Source organism: Paenibacillus sp. CB74, assembly GCF_055687625.1.
On the sequence record NZ_CM146009.1, the window covers coordinates 590,512 to 610,559 of the forward strand.

The following is a 20,048-nucleotide window of genomic DNA, read 5'->3' on the forward strand; positions in this document are numbered from 1 at the left end:
GGTGCAAACCAATGGATGAGTTATAGCCGAATATCTCCCCGGAGAAGTGACGCTGAAGCGGTGATCGTGATTGCCGTGTGTAAGCCGAACCGTAAGCCGTACGTTATAACGGCACCCTGCGGTAGTTTAGCGGGGCATAAGCGCTGTTGATGACAGAGCATACCCAGGCTTGCCTGGATGTGGTTTGTGATGAACAGAATTAGGGTGGTAACGCGAGTATAGCCTCGTCCCTTTCCAGGGATGGGGCTTTTTTGTGTCCAAAAAAGGCGAACGTCCATGAGGCCCGCAGGGACCTCAGGTAGAGAGCCGCCCGCCGGGGGAGCGAAGCACCCGGCACACAGGGTTCGCTAAGGCGAACGTCCATGAGGCCCGAAGGTGCCTCAAGGAGAGAGCCGCCCGCCGGGAGAGCGAAGCACCCGGCACACGGGGTTCGCTAAGGCGAACGTCCATGAGGCCCGAAGGTGCCTCAAGGAGAGAGCCGCCCGCCGGGGGAGCGAAGCGCCCGGCACACGGGGTTCGCTAAGGCGAACGTTCATGAGGCCCGAAGGTGCCCCAAGGAGAGAGCCGCCCGCCGGGGGAGCGAAGCACCCGGCACACAGGGTTCGCTAAGGCGAACGTCCATGAGGCCCGAAGGTGCCTCAAGGAGAGAGCCGCCCGCCGGGAGAGCGAAGCACCCGGCAACACCCGCCTCGCGGTAAGGCCATGCGGCGTTCACGCAGGGAACAAGCCGCAAAATGGCCGCCACCACGCACATAAACCCTCGCCCACAAGCGGCGCAACTGTCCCCCAATCGACAAGCCATCCCGGGTGTCCAGAGGGCGGAGCGCCTATGGGGTCCCCCTTGGCAAGGGGGATTTAGGGGGATTGAAACGCTTTTTGTGGACGGTCCACAATCTTAACCAAAGAAAGGGAAGATGATCACCATGCAACGAGTTGACGTCAAAGAGAAGGCACGTGCCAGAGAATTACGCGTGTTGGATAAATGGAAAACGGAGAATACATTTAGAAGATCCATCGAAAACCGCGAGGGCAAGCCAAACTTTGTATTTTATGAAGGGCCGCCTACAGCGAACGGAAAACCGCATATCGGTCACGTACTGGGACGCGTAATCAAGGATTTCGTTGGTCGTTATAACACGATGAAGGGTTACCGTGTTGTTCGTAAAGCGGGTTGGGATACACACGGCCTGCCCGTAGAACTGGGTGTACAGAAGAAGCTTGGCATCTCCCACAAGTGGGAAATCGAAGATTACGGTGTTGAGAAATTCATTAACGAATGTAAAGCGAGTGTATTCGAGTACGAGCAACAATGGCGTGATCTGACAGAGGGTATCGGATATTGGACGGATATGGATAACCCATATATCACCCTTGATAACAACTACATTGAGAGTGTATGGAACATCCTCGCGACAATCCATGAGAAAGGCCTGCTGTATCGGGGCCATCGTGTGAGCCCGTATTGCCCATCTTGCCAGACGACACTGAGTTCCCATGAGGTTGCACAAGGGTACAAAGACGTCAAAGACCTGAGCGCTACAGCAAAATTCAAGCTGAATGACAGCGGAGAATTCGTGCTTGCTTGGACAACGACACCTTGGACACTGCCTTCACACGTCGCACTTGCCGTGAATCCGGATATGGACTACTCCCGTGTTCGTCAAGGTGATGAAGTGTACATCATGGCAACGAATTTGGTAGAGAAAGTAATGAAAGATACCAAGGGTGAGTATGAGATCATTGGTGCACTGAAAGGTGCCGATCTGGTTGGCAAAACGTATGATCCTCCGTTCAACTACGTTCAGGCTGAGAAAGCCAACATCATTCTGGGCGCAGGCTTTGTAACGGATGCAAGTGGTACGGGTATCGTACACATGGCTCCTGCCCATGGTGAAGATGACTACCGTGTGTGCCGTGAGAATGGAATCAGCTTTGTGAACATGGTGGACCTGGAAGGTAAATTTGTCGCTGAGGTTACTGACTTTGCCGGACGTTTCGTGAAGGATTGTGATATTGATATCGTGCGATATCTGTCTGAGAATGGACGTTTGTTCAGCAAAGAAAAATATGAGCACAGCTATCCATTCTGCTGGCGTTGTGATACACCGCTTCTGTACTATGCAATGGACAGTTGGTTTATCCAAACAACAGCCATCAAGGACCAATTGATTGCCAACAACAGTGAAGTGGATTGGTACCCGGGTCACGTTCGTGAAGGTCGCTTCGGTAAATTCCTTGAGGATCTGGTGGATTGGAACATCAGCCGTGATCGTTATTGGGGAACTCCGCTGAACATCTGGGTGTGCGAGGAGACTGGTGAACAATTTGCTCCACACAGCATTGCAGAATTACGTGCCCGTGCGGTAGGGGATGTGCCTGAGAATCTTGAATTGCATAAACCATATGTGGATGACGTTAAAGTCATGAGCTCTTGTGGCAAATATGAGATGAAACGTACACCGGAAGTGATCGATGTCTGGTTCGACAGCGGCTCCATGCCGTTTGCCCAGCAGCACTATCCATTTGAAAATAAAGAAGTATTCGAACAGCAGTATCCTGCTGATATGATCTGTGAAGGGATTGACCAGACACGTGGCTGGTTCTACAGCTTGCTGGCGGTTTCCACCCTTTTGACAGGCAAAGCGCCTTACAAAGCAGTTATGGCTACAGGACACGTTCTTGATGAGAACGGACAGAAGATGTCCAAATCCAAAGGTAACGTGATCGATCCTTGGGAAGTAATTGAAGAATACGGTACCGATGCATTCCGCTGGGCTTTGTTGTCTGACAGTGCACCGTGGAACAGTAAACGTTTCTCCAAAGGGATCGTAGGCGAAGCAAAATCCAAAATGGTGGATACACTGGTTAACACCCATGCATTCCTGACGCTATATGCTACCATCGATGGATTTGATCCACAGGAGCATCCGTTCCAACTGTCCGCACACAAGCTGGATCGCTGGATTCTGTCGAGGCTGAACAGTCTGATTCTGGTTGTAGAAAAAGCGTTGTTGGTTAACGACTACCTGAACTCCTCCAAAGCGATTGAAGCATTTGTCGATGAGCTGAGTAACTGGTATATCCGTCGTTCCCGTGACCGGTTCTGGGGAAGTGGCCTGACAGAGGATAAACTGGATGCTTACCGCACATTGACTGAGGTATTGGTGACTACTGCAAAACTGGTTGCTCCGTTTACACCGATGCTCGCAGAGGATATCTATCTGAACCTTGCAACAGGCGAGAGTGTGCACATGGAAGATTATCCGGTAGCCAATGAATCTCTAATTGATGCAGGACTGGAACAGGATATGGAGACGGCTCGCCGTGTGGTTGAACTTGCCCGTAACGTTCGTAACGAAACCGGCATCAAGACACGTCAGCCGCTGTCCGAATTGATTGTTTCCCTGGATAAAGGCTTTGACCTGGCAAGTTATGAAGAGATCATCAAGGAAGAGATCAATGTAAAAGGAATCCGTACGGAGCATAACGATGCGGAATTCGTTGACTTTACATTGAAGCTGAATCTGAAAGTTGCAGGTAAGAAATACGGTAAAAACGTAGGATTCCTGCAAAACTTCTTCAAGGGAATGTCGGCCGATGAGACACGTAAAGTGGTTTCGGAAGGTGTGCTGAACATCGTTTCTCCGGAAGGCGAAGAGCTGCAAGTGACGAGCGAAGAATTATTGGTTGATAAACAGGCCAAATCTGGTTTTGCTTCGGCATCAGGTTACGGTCTGACGGTTGCGCTCAATACCGAAATCACAGCAGCACTGGAACAAGAAGGCTGGGTTCGTGAAGTGGTTCGTGCTGTGCAGGATACCCGGAAACGACTGGACTTGCCGATCGAGAAAAGAGTACGTTTGACATTGGATGTGGATGCATCCCTTCAGGAAGCTATTCAAGCATTTGATGATGTGTTGCGTGAGAATGTTCTCGTAACCGAAGTGACATTTGGCTCGAAAGAGTCCATGGAACGTGTTGAAGCCGGAGGCAAATCGATCGGTATTTACATCGAAGCATAATTCGAAGCATTTCCCATTCAACAGGGAGAGCATATAGAGCATAAATAAACGAGCCGCAGAGGAAGGGACATTTTCCCTGATTCTGGGCTCGTTTGTTTTTTAGGCAAAAAGGAAATGATTCTATAGTGCAGTCAATCTATATTGATCAAAGGAACTGACCAAAACATGAGCGAACATGACAAGCAAACAGCAACGGCGGCTACACCATCAACATCAGATCATCTGAATCCACAAGACAAAATTGAAGAGCTGCATACCCTGACTAACCGTCTGGCGAATGAACTGGAACGTTCACGGATTGCGCAATACACAGAATTGCTGAACAGACCATGGAAATTAATCGGGCTTAACTTGCTGTCTGGAGCCGCACGAGGTGTGGGGATCGCCATTGGTTTTACCTTTTTCGCAGCAACAATTATTTACGTTTTACAGCTACTCGGGGCGCTCAATCTTCCCATTGTTGGAGACTACATCGCTGATATTGTGCGTATTGTCCAGCGTCAGCTTGATATGAACACCTATTAAGCAATTAAGGTGAATGATATTAAGTTACAGTTAGTAAATGTCATCGGTCTCCATATCCGGTTCTAACAGACCCTCGCCCTCACGGTTCTCCAGATACTGGCGATATTGCCGATTGCGCACGATGGATACGTCATGACCATAGATGTCTGTTGCAACGAAGCTTTCGTACGCTTCAACGCAGCCCTCCACTTCATCGGTGGCTTCAATGGCCATAACATCATAGCTGTCGATATCGCGTCCTTCAGCCATGGCTGGTGAGTTCGATGTGCCCCAGCTTTCAACAATCTGCCAGGTGTCCTCACCATCGAAGCCGTTTTGGTCATCACGCTCGTCCAGACTGGTTCGACCGAATGCCGGGGCGAGGAACTCTTCCTCTACAGAGCGGTTTTCGGAGACAACGGTTTCCGGTTGATGTTTTTTGCAGTATTTCGTATAAGGAACAGCTTCCATGCGTTCATAAGGAATGGGTTGCTGGCAGACTGCACATGTACCATAATGTTCTTCTTCGATGGAGTGCAGTGCAGAATCGATTCGCTCCAATTGGAATTCATCATGTTCCAACAGGGAAATATCCTTTTCGCGCTCATACACTTCCGTGGCTAAGTCGCCAGGATGGTTATCAATCGGTGATAGTTCACCTGTCTGTAGTTTAAGGGAGTCTCCAAGGCCATAATGCTCGTTTTCCGACAGTCTATGTTCAATATCGCGCTTATCGGACATCAGTTGGGAACGTAAAAAATGCAGTTGTTCGGCAGTAAAATGTGACATGATTTTCCCCTTTCTGATTTCATGCTGGAATCCGGATGTTGACTCTATTGTAGGATGTGCCATTATGGGCAAGATTACAGAAGGGAAATGTTATCGTTTTTGCCATAAGCATTGTGATCCGCGTCGTGGACGATTTCCAAACAGCTGTGCTACAATAAACAAGTCTGGCGTAAGCCTGGTATCGTTTGGAAAAGACAAGAACGGAGTGACAAACAAACGTGGTGTATTATATCCTCGCTTTTATCGTATTTTTATTGGATCAGGGAACCAAGTATCTGATTGCAACCCGGATGGAACTCAGAGAAGAAATTCCGGTAATCGGCAATTTCTTTGTCATCACATCACATCGTAACTCAGGAGCAGCTTTTGGCATTCTGCAGGACCAGCGTTGGTTCTTTATCGTGGTTACGTTGATTGTGGTCGTTGCCTTGATTTGGTATTTGCAAAAAGTAAAAGATACCCCGCACAAATTGCTGCCTGTGGCGCTTAGTTTGGTGCTTGGTGGAGCAATTGGCAACTTCCTTGACCGGGCATTGACCGGAGAAGTTGTGGATTTTGTACAACTTAATTTTGGAAGTTATACGTTTCCCATTTTTAACATCGCAGACTCTGCAATCTGCATCGGTGTAGCGTTGATCATTGTGGAGACGTTACTTGAAGGACGGCGCGAAAAAGCTGCCGCGAAGATTGAAGGGAATGAACATCATGAGTAATCCGAATAAGGAACAGATTAACGACGAAGAACTAATGAATGGCAATGAACGTATGGAATGGACCGTTGCCGCTGAACATAAAAAAGAACGAATTGACAAATATATTACGGAAGCGGTAGATAACGTATCTCGCTCCCAAGTTCAATTGTGGATCGGAGACGGAATGGTTACGGTCAATGGTGCTGTGGTTAAAGCCAATGCCAAGTTATCCGAAGGGGATCTGGTCGAGTTACAGATTCCAGAACCAACAGCTGTGGAGATCGTTGCCGAAGATATTCCACTGGAAGTGGTATATGAAGATAGCGACTTGATCGTGATTAACAAACAGCGTGGTCTTGTGGTGCATCCAGCACCAGGACATACGTCCGGTACCCTCGTTAATGCACTCATGTATCACTGCAATGACCTCTCGGGTATTAATGGGGAGTTGCGCCCTGGTATTGTGCATCGTATCGATAAGGATACATCCGGCCTGATCATGGCTGCCAAGAACGATCGTGCTCATGCATCACTGGCTGCTCAGTTGAAAGACCATACGGTGAATAGACGTTATATTGCGCTCGTGCATGGTCATCTTAACCATGATCAAGGGACCATTGATGCACCAATTGGACGAGATACCAATGACCGCAAAATGTATACGGTCACGGATCGTAACAGTAAACATGCCGTTACGCATTTTACCGTTACAGAGCGCATTAAAGATTACACCTTACTTGAACTGAAACTGGAGACAGGACGTACTCACCAGATTCGGGTTCACATGAAATTTATTGGTCACCCGCTTGTAGGAGATCCAACGTACGGACGGAATAAAGGCATCAAAATGCAAGGACAGGCACTTCATGCGGCCATTCTTGGATTTGTGCATCCAACAACGGGAGAATATCTTGAATTCTCAGCTCCGCTTCCTCAGGATATAGAAGACGTTCTGGCCTCACTACGCAGTCGTTAACCGTTCCAAGAAAGTACAAATGTTCGGATACTTTGTCCATGGCTTTGATCACGCAAATGCTTCATATTAAAGTGTAGAAATTTGCGTCAAATGAGGAGATGAACAACGTTATGAGTATCGATAAATACCAAGAAACTTACATTCAGACTAATTTTGCCGACCGTATCGGTGGCTCCAACTATGGTAAAGACACGAACATTTATAAATTCGAGAAAATCAAACGTGCCAAAGCTTCGGCCAAAAAAGATTTTCCCGATGTGGAACTGATTGACCTTGGTGTAGGTGAACCGGATGAAATGGCAGATGCAGGCATTGTAGCTGCACTTGCTGAAGAAGCTTCCAGACCTGAGAACCGTGGTTATGCCGACAATGGTATTCCTGAATTCAAGGCTGCTGCTGCTTCTTACCTGAAAAACGTATTTAACGTAGAAGGTATCGATGCTGATACTGAAATCGTGCACTCCATTGGTTCCAAACCGGCTTTGGCGATGATGCCTTCATGCTTCATCAATCCGGGTGATGTGACAATCATGACCGTTCCAGGTTACCCGGTTATGGGTACACACACTAAATATCTGGGTGGAGAAGTGTTCAACATTCAATTGACGAAAGAGAACAACTTCCTGCCTGATCTGACGGCTATTCCGGAAGACATCGCAAAGCGTGCGAAGTTGCTCTACCTGAACTACCCGAACAACCCAACAGGCGCAAGCGCAACGGTGGAGTTCTTCACTGAAGTTGTTGAGTGGGCTAAGAAATATAACGTAGTGGTTGTACATGATGCGCCATACGCAGCATTGACGTATGATGGCAAAAAACCGTTCAGCTTCCTGTCCGTACCTGGAGCGAAGGATGTCGGCGTAGAGCTGCACTCTCTATCCAAGTCCTACAACATGACGGGTTGGAGAATCGGATTCGTAGCGGGTAACCCGCTTGTAGTCAAAGCATTCAGCGACGTGAAGGACAACAATGACTCCGGTCAGTTCATTGCGATTCAAAAGGCTGCTGCTTATGGATTGAATCATCCAGAAATTACGGAGAAAATTGCAGAGAAATATTCCCGTCGTCACGACATGCTCGTTGCCGCATTGAACGAACTGGGCTTCCAGGCTGAAAAACCTAAAGGTTCATTCTTCCTGTATGTGGAAGCACCAAAAGGTGTGGTTGGCGGACGTCGCTTTGAATCCGGTGAAGATTTCTCCCAATTCCTGATCCGTGAGAAATTGATCTCATCCGTACCTTGGGATGATGCTGGTAACTTTGTTCGTTTCTCCGTAACCTTTGAAGCTAAAGGTGAAGAAGAAGAGAAACGCGTTATTGCTGAGATCAAACGTCGTCTGAGCGACGTGCAATTCGAATTTTAATTGTAGTACCCTATAGATTAATCATGTGTGAGAACAAAGAGACCGGTAACGGTCTCTTTTTTTATGTTTATATTAGATTTTTTTCATTTACTCCCTTTACAAAATTATACAAGCAACATATGATTAGATCTTTACGTTATTTCTTATATACAGAAGTTGTTTTTGAAGGGAGTTATTACAATTGTTATCATCACGAACGAGTACGGTATCCTCACCGGCTACAGGAACAGGAAGTACAGTGTCAGGATTATTCAGATTGTTAAGACCCAAACAGTGGACTAAAAATCTGCTGTTATTTGCTGCGTTACTATTCTCTTTTGAGGAGATTCGGGCTGAAACCATTCTTGCGACTTTGCTTGGTTTTATTCTATTTAGCTTCGTTGCAGGCTGTGTTTATATTTTAAATGACTTTGTAGATCGGGACAGGGATCGACAGCATCCGGTGAAAAAGTATCGTCCGATGGCTTCTGGGCAGGTAAATCCGAGTCATGCTTTATTGTTTGGTATTATTCTGTTAATCCTTTCCGTCGGAACGGCCTTCATGATGAACCCTCTATTCGGCGTGTTATGTATTGTTTATTTCCTATTGAATGTATCATATTCATTTGTGCTGAAACATCTCGTTATCCTGGATATGATGACCATTGCAGCCGGCTTTGTACTTCGTGCCATTGCAGGTGGTGTGCTGATCCATGTACCATTCACACCGTGGTTTTTGATCTGTACCATGCTGTTGTCATTGTTTTTGGCCATTGGCAAACGCAGAAATGAACTTACGCTGCTTGAGGGGAATACGGGATCGCACCGTAAGGTTTTAGACAACTACTCCATTACGTTGCTGGATCAATTCAATACGATTGTGACGACAGCTACGATTATCAGCTACTCTCTATTCACATTCACTTCAGACCGGACCATCCATCTCATGTGGACCATTCCACTGGTCATTTACGGCATGTTCCGTTATCTGTATCTGATCCACATGAAGAACCAGGGAGGCTCGCCCGATCGTGTACTGTTTGAGGACAAGCCCATATTAATTACGGTGATTTTGTATGTGATCAGTGTTGTTACCATTTTTACTATCTTTGAATAAAGGCTGAGGGGGATCAGGGTGAAAAGCACGAAAGTCGCAATTTTTGATATTGATAAAACAATTATACGCAGTGATTCCATGTTTCAATTTGTGCACTACGGTGTTCGCCGTTACCCGTGGCAGGTATGGAGATTACCTGTCATCGCATTACATACTGTTTTATTCAAGGCAGGCTTCATGACTGTTGAACAAGTCAAACGATCCTACTTTCAAGAAATTGAGCGTATGTCTGAAAAAGATCTGGAACATTTCTTTGATACTCGCTTGCGTACGTCCATATTTGCCGAGGCCAGTGTAGAGATGCAGCATCGCAAAGAAGCAGGATATCATGTCTTGCTGGTCACTGCATCTCCGCATGCCTATATGAAATACTTTAAAAACTTCCCCTGGGTGGATCATGTCATCGGAACTGAACTTGTCCGTCATGCGAATGGTTACACATGCAGGATTGATGGCAGCAATTGCAAAGGGGAAGAGAAGGTACGCCGAATTCAGGCTTATCTGAGGGAGAAGGATATGGTCATTGACTATGACCAGTCATGTTCCTACTCGGACTCCTTATCCGATCTTCCAGTCATGCAGCTAGTGAGTCAACGATACTTTATTAACAAGCGTGTTCCGGACATGGAGGCATTAACGTGGGGGAAATAAAATCGCGTCATACCGGTAAATGGTTGATGCTCGTCTCCGCATTTCTGACAGCAACGGGTCAATTGTTCTGGAAATGGGGACTAACCGAGTGGATTTACCTTGGTGTTGGTTTTCTGTGTTATGGACTTGGAGCGATTTTGATGATTAAAGCTTTTGCTCTGGAAAAACTCTCTGTTGCTTATCCTCTGATGTGTGCCAGCTACGTATTTGCCTTAATCTATGGATATTTTTTGCTTGGGGAAGAAATTACGGTGCAGAAGCTGGCAGCAGTTGTGTTGCTTGGAATCGGGGTGACATTAACCAGTGTTGATCGATAGCTGGATGGTTGCCGTTTTAGTTGTCATGACATTGTGTGGTGCACTGGGCGGGGCTGGACTGAAGGCTTATGCATCTAGTCGCAATCGTCTGCATGTACTCATGGGACTCGGATTCTACGGAACCGGTGCGTTGCTGAATATTGTATTGTTGAAGTTTCTCCCATTAACCGTAGTACTGCCTGCCAACGCATTAACCTATGTTTGGACTCTGATCATTGCGATGCTGGTATTTAAAGAGGCAGTAGGGCCTTTACGCTGGATTGGCGTGGCGTGTATTATGGGGGGCCTATGTTTATTGGTGCTCTAATTTGAACCATCCATTATATACACGAACACTGCGATGACAGAATGACCTTCCAATCGCTCAAATTATGATGGTTTTTTATAAAATTTATTGGATGTGAATGATAGCATGAAATTTTTGGACTACTTATTTTATAATCGCAGAGCCAACTGGACAGCCTTTTACCTGTTTGCAGGATTTGCTCTATTTTATGGTTTAATGAACGGCTCGTACGTTCTGTACATTGAAAATAATGCGGAATTGCTTGGGAAGTATAGCCCTTTTAATACGACGCTGTTTCCACTCAATATATTCAACTTTGATCCTTCAATGTATTATGGGGACAACAGTTCTTCTGTTATTCATCCGCTGATTTCCTTTTTGGCAGTCACCGTTGCGGCTGTAGCGAAGCTGCTGGGAGGCAACTGGTTCTTTCTAATTTTGCAATCGCTGGTGAATGCAGGTTCGGTAGTGCTGGCGTATCTCTTCCTGAGTCAAAAAGAAGATAGACCGACGATTATACCTTTGCTGTTCGCCTTACTGTTTGGTTTCAGTTCCTACCTCATGTATACTGCGTTGATCCCGGACTCGTATCCTTATGTACAGTTCGTTATTCTGTTCTCCGTGGTTTACATGCAGTATACGCGTGAGCGTCAGGACGTACGATATGTACCCAATGCATTGCTTGCATCGATTAACTTCGGATTAACCTCAACCAATATCGTACCGTTTGCTGGTGCCAATTTCTTCAATATGCATGCATGGCGTGATAAGGCGAATTTGAAAAAATACATCGGCATCATGGCACTGGCAGTTCTGATGATTGCCGTATTAACAGGTGTTCAATATGTTGCATTTGGAGGTCGCAGCTGGGTTAGTAACTGGCTATTGGGCATTCAAAATGGTGGAACTAGCTATGCAACACCATTCCAGTTCGCCATTCACTGGAAAGCATTGAACATGTTAACCATCAATCCGATGATGACACCGAAGATGCATTTACTGGACCCGGGCATGGCTGCCTTTGTTACGGATCTATCCCGTTCCAATCCAATCGTTGTACAGATTACAGGTATCTTTATTTTATTACTGGCACTCATGGGCTTCATCAAGGGCATTCGTGAACGTGAAGTGTGGACACTTGTGCCATATATTCTGTTTGCCTTTTTGCTTCATGTAGTCGTGGGCTTTGGTCTGGCAGTATTTCAATATGATATGTACCTGTATGCGGGACACTATCTGTTTGCGTTCTTCCTGTTGGGTGGAGGTTTCGTCATCAGCCTGCGTCCGGGATTGGGGAAAAAAGCGATTATAGGCTTAATCATGTTATGTGTTATCGTTACGGCAAGTAACAACATCTATCGCCACGTAGAAACATTAACAACAATCAAGCAATCCTATGATCAATTGGAACAGGACCGGTCAGTGAAATAATCAAGATGCAGCGATTCTCATAATGAAATAAGATAAGGCCATGGGATGGAAAGTCCTATGGCCTTATCTTTATTTGTGTCAAGCTAATGAGTTAAGCAATAATTTTGGTCTTCTTGGCATTCTCGGCTGAACGTTTGGTGAGACTGCTGAGTGGGCGTTTCAAAGCGAGAGCAACAATGAGACTCAGCGCGATGAACAAACACAACCACAGAATATCCTTGATGGCAGTAGACCACAATATACCGCCGACCGACTCACGCAGCAGACTGATCGCATACGTGAAGGGCATGAACGGATTCAATGCCTGGAAAAAGGGGGATGTCATGCTGATTGGGAACGTACCGCCAGAGCTGGAGAACTGGAACACCATAAAGATGATGGCGATCCCTTTTCCGATATTTCCAAAAACGGACAGCAGGGTGTACGTGATGGTGACAAATACGGCACTCACCAACATGGCAAACAGGACAAACCACAGTTTATCGGCGACATAGGTACCCAGGATTAAGATATCTCCCAGGGTGACGCATATCGCCTGAAGCAACCCAATGGTCAGAAAAGTAGCGAGGCGTCCAAGATATAACTCATATCCCCGGAACTTGCCCTCTGGATTCTCAGCTTCGGCACGAAGCAGAGAAATCAGCAGTGTCGAGCCGACCCACAAGGACAGCACGCCATAAAATGGTGACATGGCCGATCCATAATTCGGAATCGGGTAAAGCTGCTGTTCCTTGATTTGCACTGGGCTTGCAAGGAAAGCACTCTCTTCTTCGATATCGCCGCGCAGAAGTTTGGCGAGCTCGGCAAACTGGTTATTACCTTCGACTTCTCTAAGTTTGTCTGCCGCTTTGCTGATGGCACTTTCCAATGCTGGCAGATCATCACGTACCAGTGTGGCAACACGATGGACTCCTTTTTCGACCTCCGGAAGCTGGTTCTGAACAAAATCGGATGCCTTGCCTATTTGTTTCTCGGCATTAGGCAGATCATGACGAACAAAATCAGCCGCTTCGTTCAGTTTGGTTCCCAATTTGGGCAGATCGGTCCGGATTAAGGAAGAGACGGTGTTCAAAGCTTGAATAAAACCTTCACTTTTGCTTGCGAGTGTCTCTGATATCTCATGGATCTTGGATTGGATTTGAGGCAGGTCGCTCTGGATTTTCGTCAACTCGGTCTGTCCAAACGTAATCCCTTCTTTGGCAGATGCAAGAATGTCCGCAATATCCGGAATTCGATCTCTTGCTCCTTGCATTGCACTTGAAGAAGTGGAGAGGATGGACCGCAATTTATCCACGCCAGCCGATAGAGCCGGTGATATGTCACTTTCATACGTAGTCAAGAGATTGCCAATGCCGCTGCTAATGTCTTTGGAGAGCAAATTTAACTGAGCGACGACGTCTGCGGGTAGCGTTGTATTGCGGCGCATGGCATCACTGATGATGCCAGCCAGCCGGATTTGCAACTGCAGTTTATCTGAAACGGAGTTCAAATGCTGAATTTGTTCGGTAAGTGGGTGGCTTGGAAGTAAATTGTCTATTTTGCCCAGCAGTTCTGCCATACTGTCGACAAGTTTTACCGCATTCCCCAAACGTGCAGCAATCCGGTCCAGATCTTCTGCTGTGGGCAGGTTATCAAGATCCGAATCCTGCAATTGGGAAAATACTTCTCCAGCAGCGTTGGTAATCTGCTGCACTAGCAGCAGATTCTGGCGGATCGTTGGGCCAATAGCCTGGAACGCTTCTTCACTTGAATCTACAAATTGATTCAAGCCTTCAGCCAGCTCAATCCCGTTGCCAGCGATTTGGGATACCTTGTACAGATCTTGTTCTGCGGCCGTTACGATAGAGAGAGCCTTGTCGGTTTTATCCAGGGCTGTTTGAATGACAACTGATACCTGACCAAAGTTTTCATCCACTTCTCGAATGCGTTCTACCGCTTTTTGTATATCCGGTATCCGCCCTTGAATAGCCAGCACTTCCGAAGCCGCATCATTAATTTGTGGCCAATACTCCTGCACCTTGAGCACATACTTTGCCGCTTCATTGATTTCAGGTAGTTTTTTTTCGATTTCGACGATCTTTTGAGCATCTTTTACAATCTCAGGCATGGCTTTTTCCACTTCCAGTACCTTTTGACCCGCGGCTTGGATGGCCGGAAGATTTTTCTCCAGGGTGAAAATGCCATTCTCCATCTTGCGCAAAGTTGGAAGCTGGGTGTTAATTTCAACCCCGGCTTCCTTCAACTTGGTAAGAACGGCCTCACTGACGGCTTCAGTGAAATTTTCATTGATTTGTGTTGTTATGGCAGATACACCAGAGCCTGTGATTTTGGGAGCAATGGCATTCACCTTCTCATTAACAGTATAGATTACCTCTGGACGCTCCAGCTTTCCGTCAACAATACCTGTAATTTTGGACGAAAAGTCTCCGGGAATGAGCAGGCTTGCATAGTACTCTCCAGTTTGTACACCTCGACTGGCCTCAGCCCGATCTACAAAAGTCCAGCCCAGCTTTTCGTTGTGTTTGAGGCTGGATACCAGTTCGTCTCCGATATTGACATTGGTTCCTGCAACAGTTGCACCCTCGTCTTCAGTTGTCACTGCAATTTTGATCCCCTGGGTGTTACTGTACGGGTCCCATACGGACTTCACGTTGACCCAGTCATACACCCCGGGCAGTAAGATGATAGCCACAATTAGAAATATACCTGTGGGAACCTTCAGAATATGCAACCAGTCTGTTTTGTAAACGTGCCAAATGTGACGCATGACTTCCTCCTAAATGTACATAAATGTAGGGCGTATCTTAATTCCATGTCGCATAGCTGCGAATCTTATGTATATCGGCATTACAGCAGCATCTATGAATGGGTTTATGTTTATAAACTGTACCCATTTCAGTGGGTACTAATGCAGAGCCTACATATATTACGTAAGATGAAACTGACTGCTTGTTCCAAAAAGAAGTGTTTTGTGTCTACTTAAGCATAGGCAGAGGTTTATTTTGGTTATATCAAATTTCTCATTTGCCTATGGATAAATATGCAGAAATGTTGTATAATTATGAATAACCAATGAGATGAATTGTGCATGGATGTTTTTCAGGCTAACTGCTGATTCTAACAAGAACGTAGCAGAGGGTTTTCACCTGCGATGGTGAGGTGTTGACAGGGGGTTGTCTTTCTGTCATAATTCATGAAGACAAACGGACATATTGATTACAGAACCCTGTGAGGTCCTGCAATATGAACGACATGAATAGCACCTTTAAATCAGTCCCGTGAGACTGGCAAGGTAACGTGAACGATACATCGTTTTTTGCTGCGGCAAATGAAGCGATGCATCCCCGAGAGTAAACTTTCTTCAGAGCGGTCTGAAGTTCGGAGACTCCTTGCCAATAAACACGGCAAGGAGTCTTTTTTGTTCTCCTCGTCACGGGGCCATGATCTGAAGGGAAATCCTGAGGAGGCTGAACGCATGAGCACAGAGACACATGTCATTATGGATGAGACGGCGATCCGCCGCGCATTAACACGGATTGCCCATGAGATATTGGAGAAAAACAAAGGAATCGATGATTGTGTGCTAGTCGGTATCCGTACACGCGGGGTTTACCTCGCAGAACGGATTGCCGCGAAGATTGAAGAAATCGAAGGCGCCAAAGTCCCCTGGGGAGAACTAGATGTGACTCCTTACCGCGATGATCGCTTTGACGAAAACAAGGCGAATCGCAAGGAAATGTTGATTATGACACCTGAATCACTTTCGATCCATAACAAAAAAGTGATCTTGTTCGATGATGTGCTCTATACCGGACGTACGATTCGCGCAGCGATGGATGCCCTGATGGACTGTGGAAGACCGCAGAATATTCAGCTGGCGGTACTCGCAGACCGTGGACACCGGGAACTTCCGATTCGACCTGATTTTATCGGCAAGAATGTGCCGACTTCCAAATCAGAAGAGATCGAAGTTGCACTCATGGAAACGGACGGACAGGACGAAGTCAAAATCACTCAGAACCGGGGGGAGCAAGCATGATGATTACACAGACAGCATTGAGAGACCGGAGCTTGCTTGGACTGAAGGAACTTAGCCGAGGAGAGATCGAGTCCATTCTGAACAGGGCGGCTCACTGGGAAGCGCAGAAAGAGAAACTGGTTCCTGTACTTGAATCACGCTTCGTTGCGAACATGTTCTTCGAAAACAGCACCCGCACCCGCTTCTCCTTCGAAATGGCAGAGAAACGCCTGGGCGCACAAGTGCTGAACTTCACGGCAGCCGCATCCAGTGTGGAAAAAGGAGAGTCCATCTACGATACGGTGCGAACACTTGAGTCGATGGGCATTGATGCAGGCGTGATCCGGTTGAAACCGGCAGGCGTTCTGCAACAGCTGGCTAAGAAAGTGAGTGTTCCGCTCGTGAACGCCGGAGACGGCAACAATGAGCATCCCACACAGGCGTTGCTGGACCTCTACACGATGCGGAAAGCATTTGGCGAACTGAAAGGCTTGCGTGTTTCCATCATAGGTGACATTCTGCATAGCCGCGTAGCACGCTCCAACCTGTGGGCACTGCAAAAGTTCGGCGCAGATGTACGCTTCTGTGCACCGCAAACGATGCAGGCACCGGAACTCGCAGAGCATGCTCCTTATGTTGGTTTTGAAGAAGCGCTGGATGCAGATGTAGTCATGATGCTCCGTGTTCAACTGGAACGTCATCAACATGGCTTAATTACTTCAGCTGAGGATTATCGCGAACACTACGGATTGACGGAAGAACGGGCGTCACGCCTAAAACCAAGCACCATTATCATGCACCCTGCTCCAGTGAACCGCAACGTCGAGGTAGATGACGCGGTTGTGGAGAGTGAAGCATCGCGGATCTTCCCGCAGATGGCAAACGGCGTTCCCATCCGCATGGCGGTTATGGAACGTGCGATGAAACTGTAACAGGGTCTGGCTGTGGGTCATAGGCTGACGAAGATGGCAGTTCTTATAGAGCAATAAGAGAGTAAACGATAAAGAAAATCATCCGGTTTACCTGGTAAGCCGGACAGAACCGAAGCGGAGGGCAATTATGCTACAGATTATAAAGAATGCGAACATCTTGAACCAACAAGGGGAACTTGAACGGAAAACCATCATTATAGATGAAGGTAAAATTAAAAAGATCGCTGGCCTGGAAGATCAAGCCGTATTGGATGCCGAAAAGTCAGCGCATCATGTGACAGACGCATCAGGCAAACTGGTCATTCCGGGATTGATCGATATGCACGTGCATCTGCGTGAACCTGGATTCGAACACAAAGAGACGATCGAGACAGGTGCCCGTTCAGCAGCACAAGGTGGTTTTACAACGATTGCCTGCATGCCGAACACAAGACCGGTTACAGACACAGCGGAAGTTGTGAAACTGGTACTGGATAAAGCCAAAGAAGCCGATCTGGTAAAAGTGTTGCCTTATGCAGCCATTACCAAAAACGAACTGGGTCGTGAACTTACCGATTTTGCCGCCTTGAAAGAAGCAGGGGCTATCGGATTCACGGATGACGGTGTCGGCGTACAAAACGCTCAAATGATGAAAGATGCCATGAGCCTTGCGGCAAGCATGGATATGCCAGTGATCGCACACTGTGAAGATGACTCACTGGTTGTCGGTGGATATGTGACGGAAGGCGAGTTTTCCAAACGTCATGGTATTAAAGGCATTCCTAATGAATCCGAGGCTATCCACGTAGGCCGGGATATTCTGCTCGCAGAAGCAACGGGAGTTCATTACCACGTCTGCCACGTAAGCACAGAGCAATCGGTTCGCCTGATTCGTCTGGCGAAATCCATCGGTATTAAAGTAACTGCTGAGGTGTGTCCGCACCATCTGGTGTTGTCGGATGAAGATATCCCGGGCATGGACGCCAACTGGAAGATGAACCCGCCGCTACGCTCACCACGTGATGTGCAGGCGTGTATCGAAGGTTTGCTGGACGGCACGCTGGACATGATCGTAACCGATCACGCGCCACACAGTGAAGAAGAGAAAGCCAAAGGCATGGAGCTGGCACCTTTCGGTATCGTAGGATTCGAAACAGCCTTCCCACTGCTGTACACGAAGTTTGTGGAAACTGGACTTTGGAGCTTGGACTTCCTGGTAAAACGCATGACAGCTGATCCGGCACGTGTATTCCGACTGGATACAGGCAAACTGGAAGAAGGAGCACCAGCGGATATCACGATGATTGATCTGAACGAGGAAAAAGCAGTTGATCCTGCAACGTTTGCAACCAAAGGAAGAAACACCCCATTCACAGGCTGGAAGCTGAAAGGCTGGGCTCTACAAACATGGGTGGATGGCAAAAGCGTGTGGAGCAACACTGTACAACAATAAAACGGTAATTTAGTAAATTGATAAATTACTAACTCTATATCTTTAAATCAGTAACAGTAATTCTAAAACTTAATCTACAACTTTTACACCAGTAACATCTTTTCAACTAACTCGAGGCAAATCATGCCGAGAGTCTAACATACGAAACAAGCAAAGTTGAATGTCATGATTTTGAACTTGGACACCAACGTAACTGCGGAGCGGACAGAAAAGACCCGAAGAAGCAAAGCGTTCGCCTTTATCACCGGATTACATCATTTGAAAAATGATAAAAAGTAATCCGGGGATAACAGCGATCAAAGGGTTTTCTGTACGCGGAGCCGCACAATCGTAACGTCCCCCATGTTCAACCCAAATGCCATTCAACGTTGATAAACACAGAGGAGTGAAATGGGATGCAGGCACAGGCAAGATTATTGTTGGAAGACGGCACACTGTTCACCGGGAAAGCATTCGGTGCTGAAGGTGAAACGACAGGTGAGGTCGTTTTTAATACGGGAATTACAGGCTATCAAGAGGTGCTTTCGGATCCTTCCTATTGCGGTCAAATCGTAACCATGACGTATCCGCTGATCGGAAACTACGGTATTACGCGTGATGACTTTGAGTCGATTCGTCCATACGTACACGGTTTCGTTGTACGTCGTCATGAGCCAACGCCGAGCAACTGGCGTGCGGAATATAGCGTAGACAATCTGCTCAAGGAATACGGTATCGTAGGAATCAGCGAAATTGATACACGCATGTTGACTCGCCGGATTCGTCACCACGGCACAATGAAGGGAATTCTCACAACAGGATCGAAGCCTGTGGAAGAACTGCTGGAGATGATGGGAGACACCACCATCGCCGAGCTGCGTAACCAGGTGCCTATGACTTCTACAGAGCATGTCTACAACAGCCCGGGAACGGCTGAACGTATTGTGCTCGTGGATTATGGTGCCAAAACAGGAATCTTGCGCGAACTCAGCAAACGTAACTGTGACGTTGTCGTTGTTCCGCACGATGTAACAGCAGACGAGATTCGTCGCCTGAACCCGGACGGTATTCAACTATCCAACGGCCCTGGGGACCCGAAAGATGTACCTCACGCAGTTAAAATGATCAGTGAACTGCTTGGCGAATACCCGATCTTCGGCATCTGCCTGGGTCACCAATTGTTCGCACTTGCGGCAGGAGCAGATACCGAAAAACTCAAGTTTGGACATCGCGGAGGAAACCACCCGGTGAAAGAGCTGGAGAGCGGACGTTGCTTCATCACATCCCAGAACCATGGTTTTACCGTAAACGAGGAGTCTGTGAAGAGCACGGACCTGGAAGTTACACATATCAACAATAACGATAAGACTATTGAAGGTCTGAAACATAAATCCTTCCCGGCATTCTCGGTTCAGTATCACCCAGAAGCAGCCCCGGGTCCTTACGACAACAGCTATCTGTTTGACCGCTTCATCGAGATGATTCGCGAGCACAAAATCACTAACCCGCAAAAGCCGCGTCAAGCCGTATTGGCAGCCGCAGTGAAAGGAGCACAATAA

16 protein-coding genes and 1 other annotated feature (1 of these 17 running past the window's edge) are annotated in these 20,048 nt (G+C 47.2%); of the genes, 14 read left to right on the forward strand and 2 right to left on the reverse strand.

Features of this window, described 5'->3' with window-relative positions; translation table 11 throughout:
• Window positions 1-235: a binding site (T-box leader), on the forward strand; it begins 58 nt to the left of the window's first position.
• A gap of 688 nt (window positions 236-923) precedes the next feature.
• Both ileS and ACX9NY_RS02640 read left to right on the forward strand, forming a co-directional pair.
• On the forward strand, window positions 924-4,022 hold the full coding sequence (ileS, locus tag ACX9NY_RS02635) for an isoleucine--tRNA ligase (protein WP_472476973.1): 3,099 nt from the start codon (window positions 924-926) through the stop codon (window positions 4,020-4,022).
• A gap of 165 nt (window positions 4,023-4,187) precedes the next feature.
• Window positions 4,188-4,547: a DUF5665 domain-containing protein gene (locus ACX9NY_RS02640; protein ID WP_472476975.1), complete on the forward strand. Its 360-nt coding sequence runs from the start codon at window positions 4,188-4,190 to the stop codon at window positions 4,545-4,547.
• A 30-nt stretch (window positions 4,548-4,577) separates the two neighbouring features.
• Here the strand turns inward: ACX9NY_RS02640 and ACX9NY_RS02645 are convergent, their stop codons facing one another.
• Window positions 4,578-5,315 carry a TraR/DksA C4-type zinc finger protein gene (locus ACX9NY_RS02645; protein ID WP_472476977.1) on the reverse strand — a complete coding sequence of 246 codons (738 nt, stop codon included), beginning with the start codon at window positions 5,313-5,315 and terminating at the stop codon, window positions 4,578-4,580.
• Window positions 5,316-5,533: 218 nt separating this feature from the next.
• Between ACX9NY_RS02645 and lspA the strand changes: the two genes are divergently transcribed.
• The 8 genes from lspA (at window position 5,534) to ACX9NY_RS02685 (ending at window position 12,128) form a co-directional block, all read left to right on the forward strand.
• Window positions 5,534-6,028 (forward strand): signal peptidase II, encoded by a 495-nt coding sequence (lspA, locus tag ACX9NY_RS02650; protein ID WP_091028497.1) that lies wholly within the window; start codon window positions 5,534-5,536, stop codon window positions 6,026-6,028.
• Window positions 6,021-6,983: an RluA family pseudouridine synthase gene (locus tag ACX9NY_RS02655; protein WP_445252911.1), complete on the forward strand. Its 963-nt coding sequence runs from the start codon at window positions 6,021-6,023 to the stop codon at window positions 6,981-6,983. The genes lspA and ACX9NY_RS02655 overlap by 8 nt, the downstream gene beginning before the upstream one ends.
• Before the next feature lie 110 nt (window positions 6,984-7,093).
• The gene (locus ACX9NY_RS02660) at window positions 7,094-8,347 is read left to right on the forward strand and encodes an LL-diaminopimelate aminotransferase (RefSeq protein WP_036674844.1); all 1,254 of its coding nucleotides are present in this window, start codon (window positions 7,094-7,096) and stop codon (window positions 8,345-8,347) included.
• A 181-nt stretch (window positions 8,348-8,528) separates the two neighbouring features.
• Window positions 8,529-9,443 carry a decaprenyl-phosphate phosphoribosyltransferase gene (locus ACX9NY_RS02665; RefSeq protein ID WP_339256403.1) on the forward strand — a complete coding sequence of 305 codons (915 nt, stop codon included), beginning with the start codon at window positions 8,529-8,531 and terminating at the stop codon, window positions 9,441-9,443.
• A gap of 18 nt (window positions 9,444-9,461) precedes the next feature.
• Complete coding sequence (locus ACX9NY_RS02670; RefSeq protein WP_339256401.1) at window positions 9,462-10,094, forward strand: HAD family hydrolase; 633 nt, start codon at window positions 9,462-9,464, stop codon at window positions 10,092-10,094.
• 26 nt (window positions 10,095-10,120) lie between these two features.
• Entirely contained in the window at window positions 10,121-10,411 is a 291-nt protein-coding gene (locus tag ACX9NY_RS02675) for an EamA family transporter (protein ID WP_197997836.1), read from the forward strand.
• On the forward strand, window positions 10,398-10,718 hold the full coding sequence (locus ACX9NY_RS02680) for an EamA family transporter (protein ID WP_339256399.1): 321 nt from the start codon (window positions 10,398-10,400) through the stop codon (window positions 10,716-10,718). Before ACX9NY_RS02675 ends, ACX9NY_RS02680 begins: the two co-directional genes overlap by 14 nt.
• Window positions 10,719-10,823: 105 nt before the next feature.
• Entirely contained in the window at window positions 10,824-12,128 is a 1,305-nt protein-coding gene (locus ACX9NY_RS02685) for a DUF6080 domain-containing protein (protein WP_339256397.1), read from the forward strand.
• 91 nt (window positions 12,129-12,219) lie between these two features.
• Here the strand turns inward: ACX9NY_RS02685 and ACX9NY_RS02690 are convergent, their stop codons facing one another.
• The gene (locus ACX9NY_RS02690) at window positions 12,220-14,895 is read right to left on the reverse strand and encodes a YhgE/Pip family protein (protein WP_472476981.1); all 2,676 of its coding nucleotides are present in this window, start codon (window positions 14,893-14,895) and stop codon (window positions 12,220-12,222) included.
• A 708-nt stretch (window positions 14,896-15,603) separates the two neighbouring features.
• Here ACX9NY_RS02690 and pyrR point away from each other — a divergent pair.
• From pyrR to carA, 4 genes are all read left to right on the forward strand, one after another.
• A complete protein-coding gene (gene pyrR, locus ACX9NY_RS02695) occupies window positions 15,604-16,167 on the forward strand; it encodes a bifunctional pyr operon transcriptional regulator/uracil phosphoribosyltransferase PyrR (protein ID WP_339256394.1) in 564 nt (187 codons plus the stop codon).
• A complete protein-coding gene (locus tag ACX9NY_RS02700) occupies window positions 16,167-17,078 on the forward strand; it encodes an aspartate carbamoyltransferase catalytic subunit (RefSeq protein WP_445252978.1) in 912 nt (303 codons plus the stop codon). The genes pyrR and ACX9NY_RS02700 overlap by 1 nt, the downstream gene beginning before the upstream one ends.
• A 127-nt stretch (window positions 17,079-17,205) precedes the next feature.
• Window positions 17,206-18,510: a dihydroorotase gene (locus ACX9NY_RS02705; RefSeq protein WP_339256392.1), complete on the forward strand. Its 1,305-nt coding sequence runs from the start codon at window positions 17,206-17,208 to the stop codon at window positions 18,508-18,510.
• A gap of 395 nt (window positions 18,511-18,905) precedes the next feature.
• Complete coding sequence (gene carA, locus ACX9NY_RS02710; RefSeq protein WP_062835434.1) at window positions 18,906-20,048, forward strand: glutamine-hydrolyzing carbamoyl-phosphate synthase small subunit; 1,143 nt, start codon at window positions 18,906-18,908, stop codon at window positions 20,046-20,048.

What these genes read in the sequence shown, in the direction of transcription:
- ACX9NY_RS02675 (WP_197997836.1), top strand. Translation starts at nt 10,121, where the DNA reads ATGCTCGTCTCCGCATTTCTGACAGCAACGGGTCAATTGTTCTGGAAA.
- ACX9NY_RS02645 (WP_472476977.1), bottom strand. Translation starts at nt 5,315, where the DNA reads ATGTCACATTTTACTGCCGAACAACTGCATTTTTTACGTTCCCAACTG.
- ACX9NY_RS02700 (WP_445252978.1), top strand. Translation starts at nt 16,167, where the DNA reads ATGATTACACAGACAGCATTGAGAGACCGGAGCTTGCTTGGACTGAAG.
- ACX9NY_RS02705 (WP_339256392.1), top strand. Translation starts at nt 17,206, where the DNA reads ATGCTACAGATTATAAAGAATGCGAACATCTTGAACCAACAAGGGGAA.
- pyrR (WP_339256394.1), top strand. Translation starts at nt 15,604, where the DNA reads ATGAGCACAGAGACACATGTCATTATGGATGAGACGGCGATCCGCCGC.
- ileS (WP_472476973.1), top strand. Translation starts at nt 924, where the DNA reads ATGCAACGAGTTGACGTCAAAGAGAAGGCACGTGCCAGAGAATTACGC.
- ACX9NY_RS02660 (WP_036674844.1), top strand. Translation starts at nt 7,094, where the DNA reads ATGAGTATCGATAAATACCAAGAAACTTACATTCAGACTAATTTTGCC.
- ACX9NY_RS02690 (WP_472476981.1), bottom strand. Translation starts at nt 14,895, where the DNA reads ATGCGTCACATTTGGCACGTTTACAAAACAGACTGGTTGCATATTCTG.
- carA (WP_062835434.1), top strand. Translation starts at nt 18,906, where the DNA reads ATGCAGGCACAGGCAAGATTATTGTTGGAAGACGGCACACTGTTCACC.
- ACX9NY_RS02655 (WP_445252911.1), top strand. Translation starts at nt 6,021, where the DNA reads ATGAGTAATCCGAATAAGGAACAGATTAACGACGAAGAACTAATGAAT.
- ACX9NY_RS02640 (WP_472476975.1), top strand. Translation starts at nt 4,188, where the DNA reads ATGAGCGAACATGACAAGCAAACAGCAACGGCGGCTACACCATCAACA.
- ACX9NY_RS02685 (WP_339256397.1), top strand. Translation starts at nt 10,824, where the DNA reads ATGAAATTTTTGGACTACTTATTTTATAATCGCAGAGCCAACTGGACA.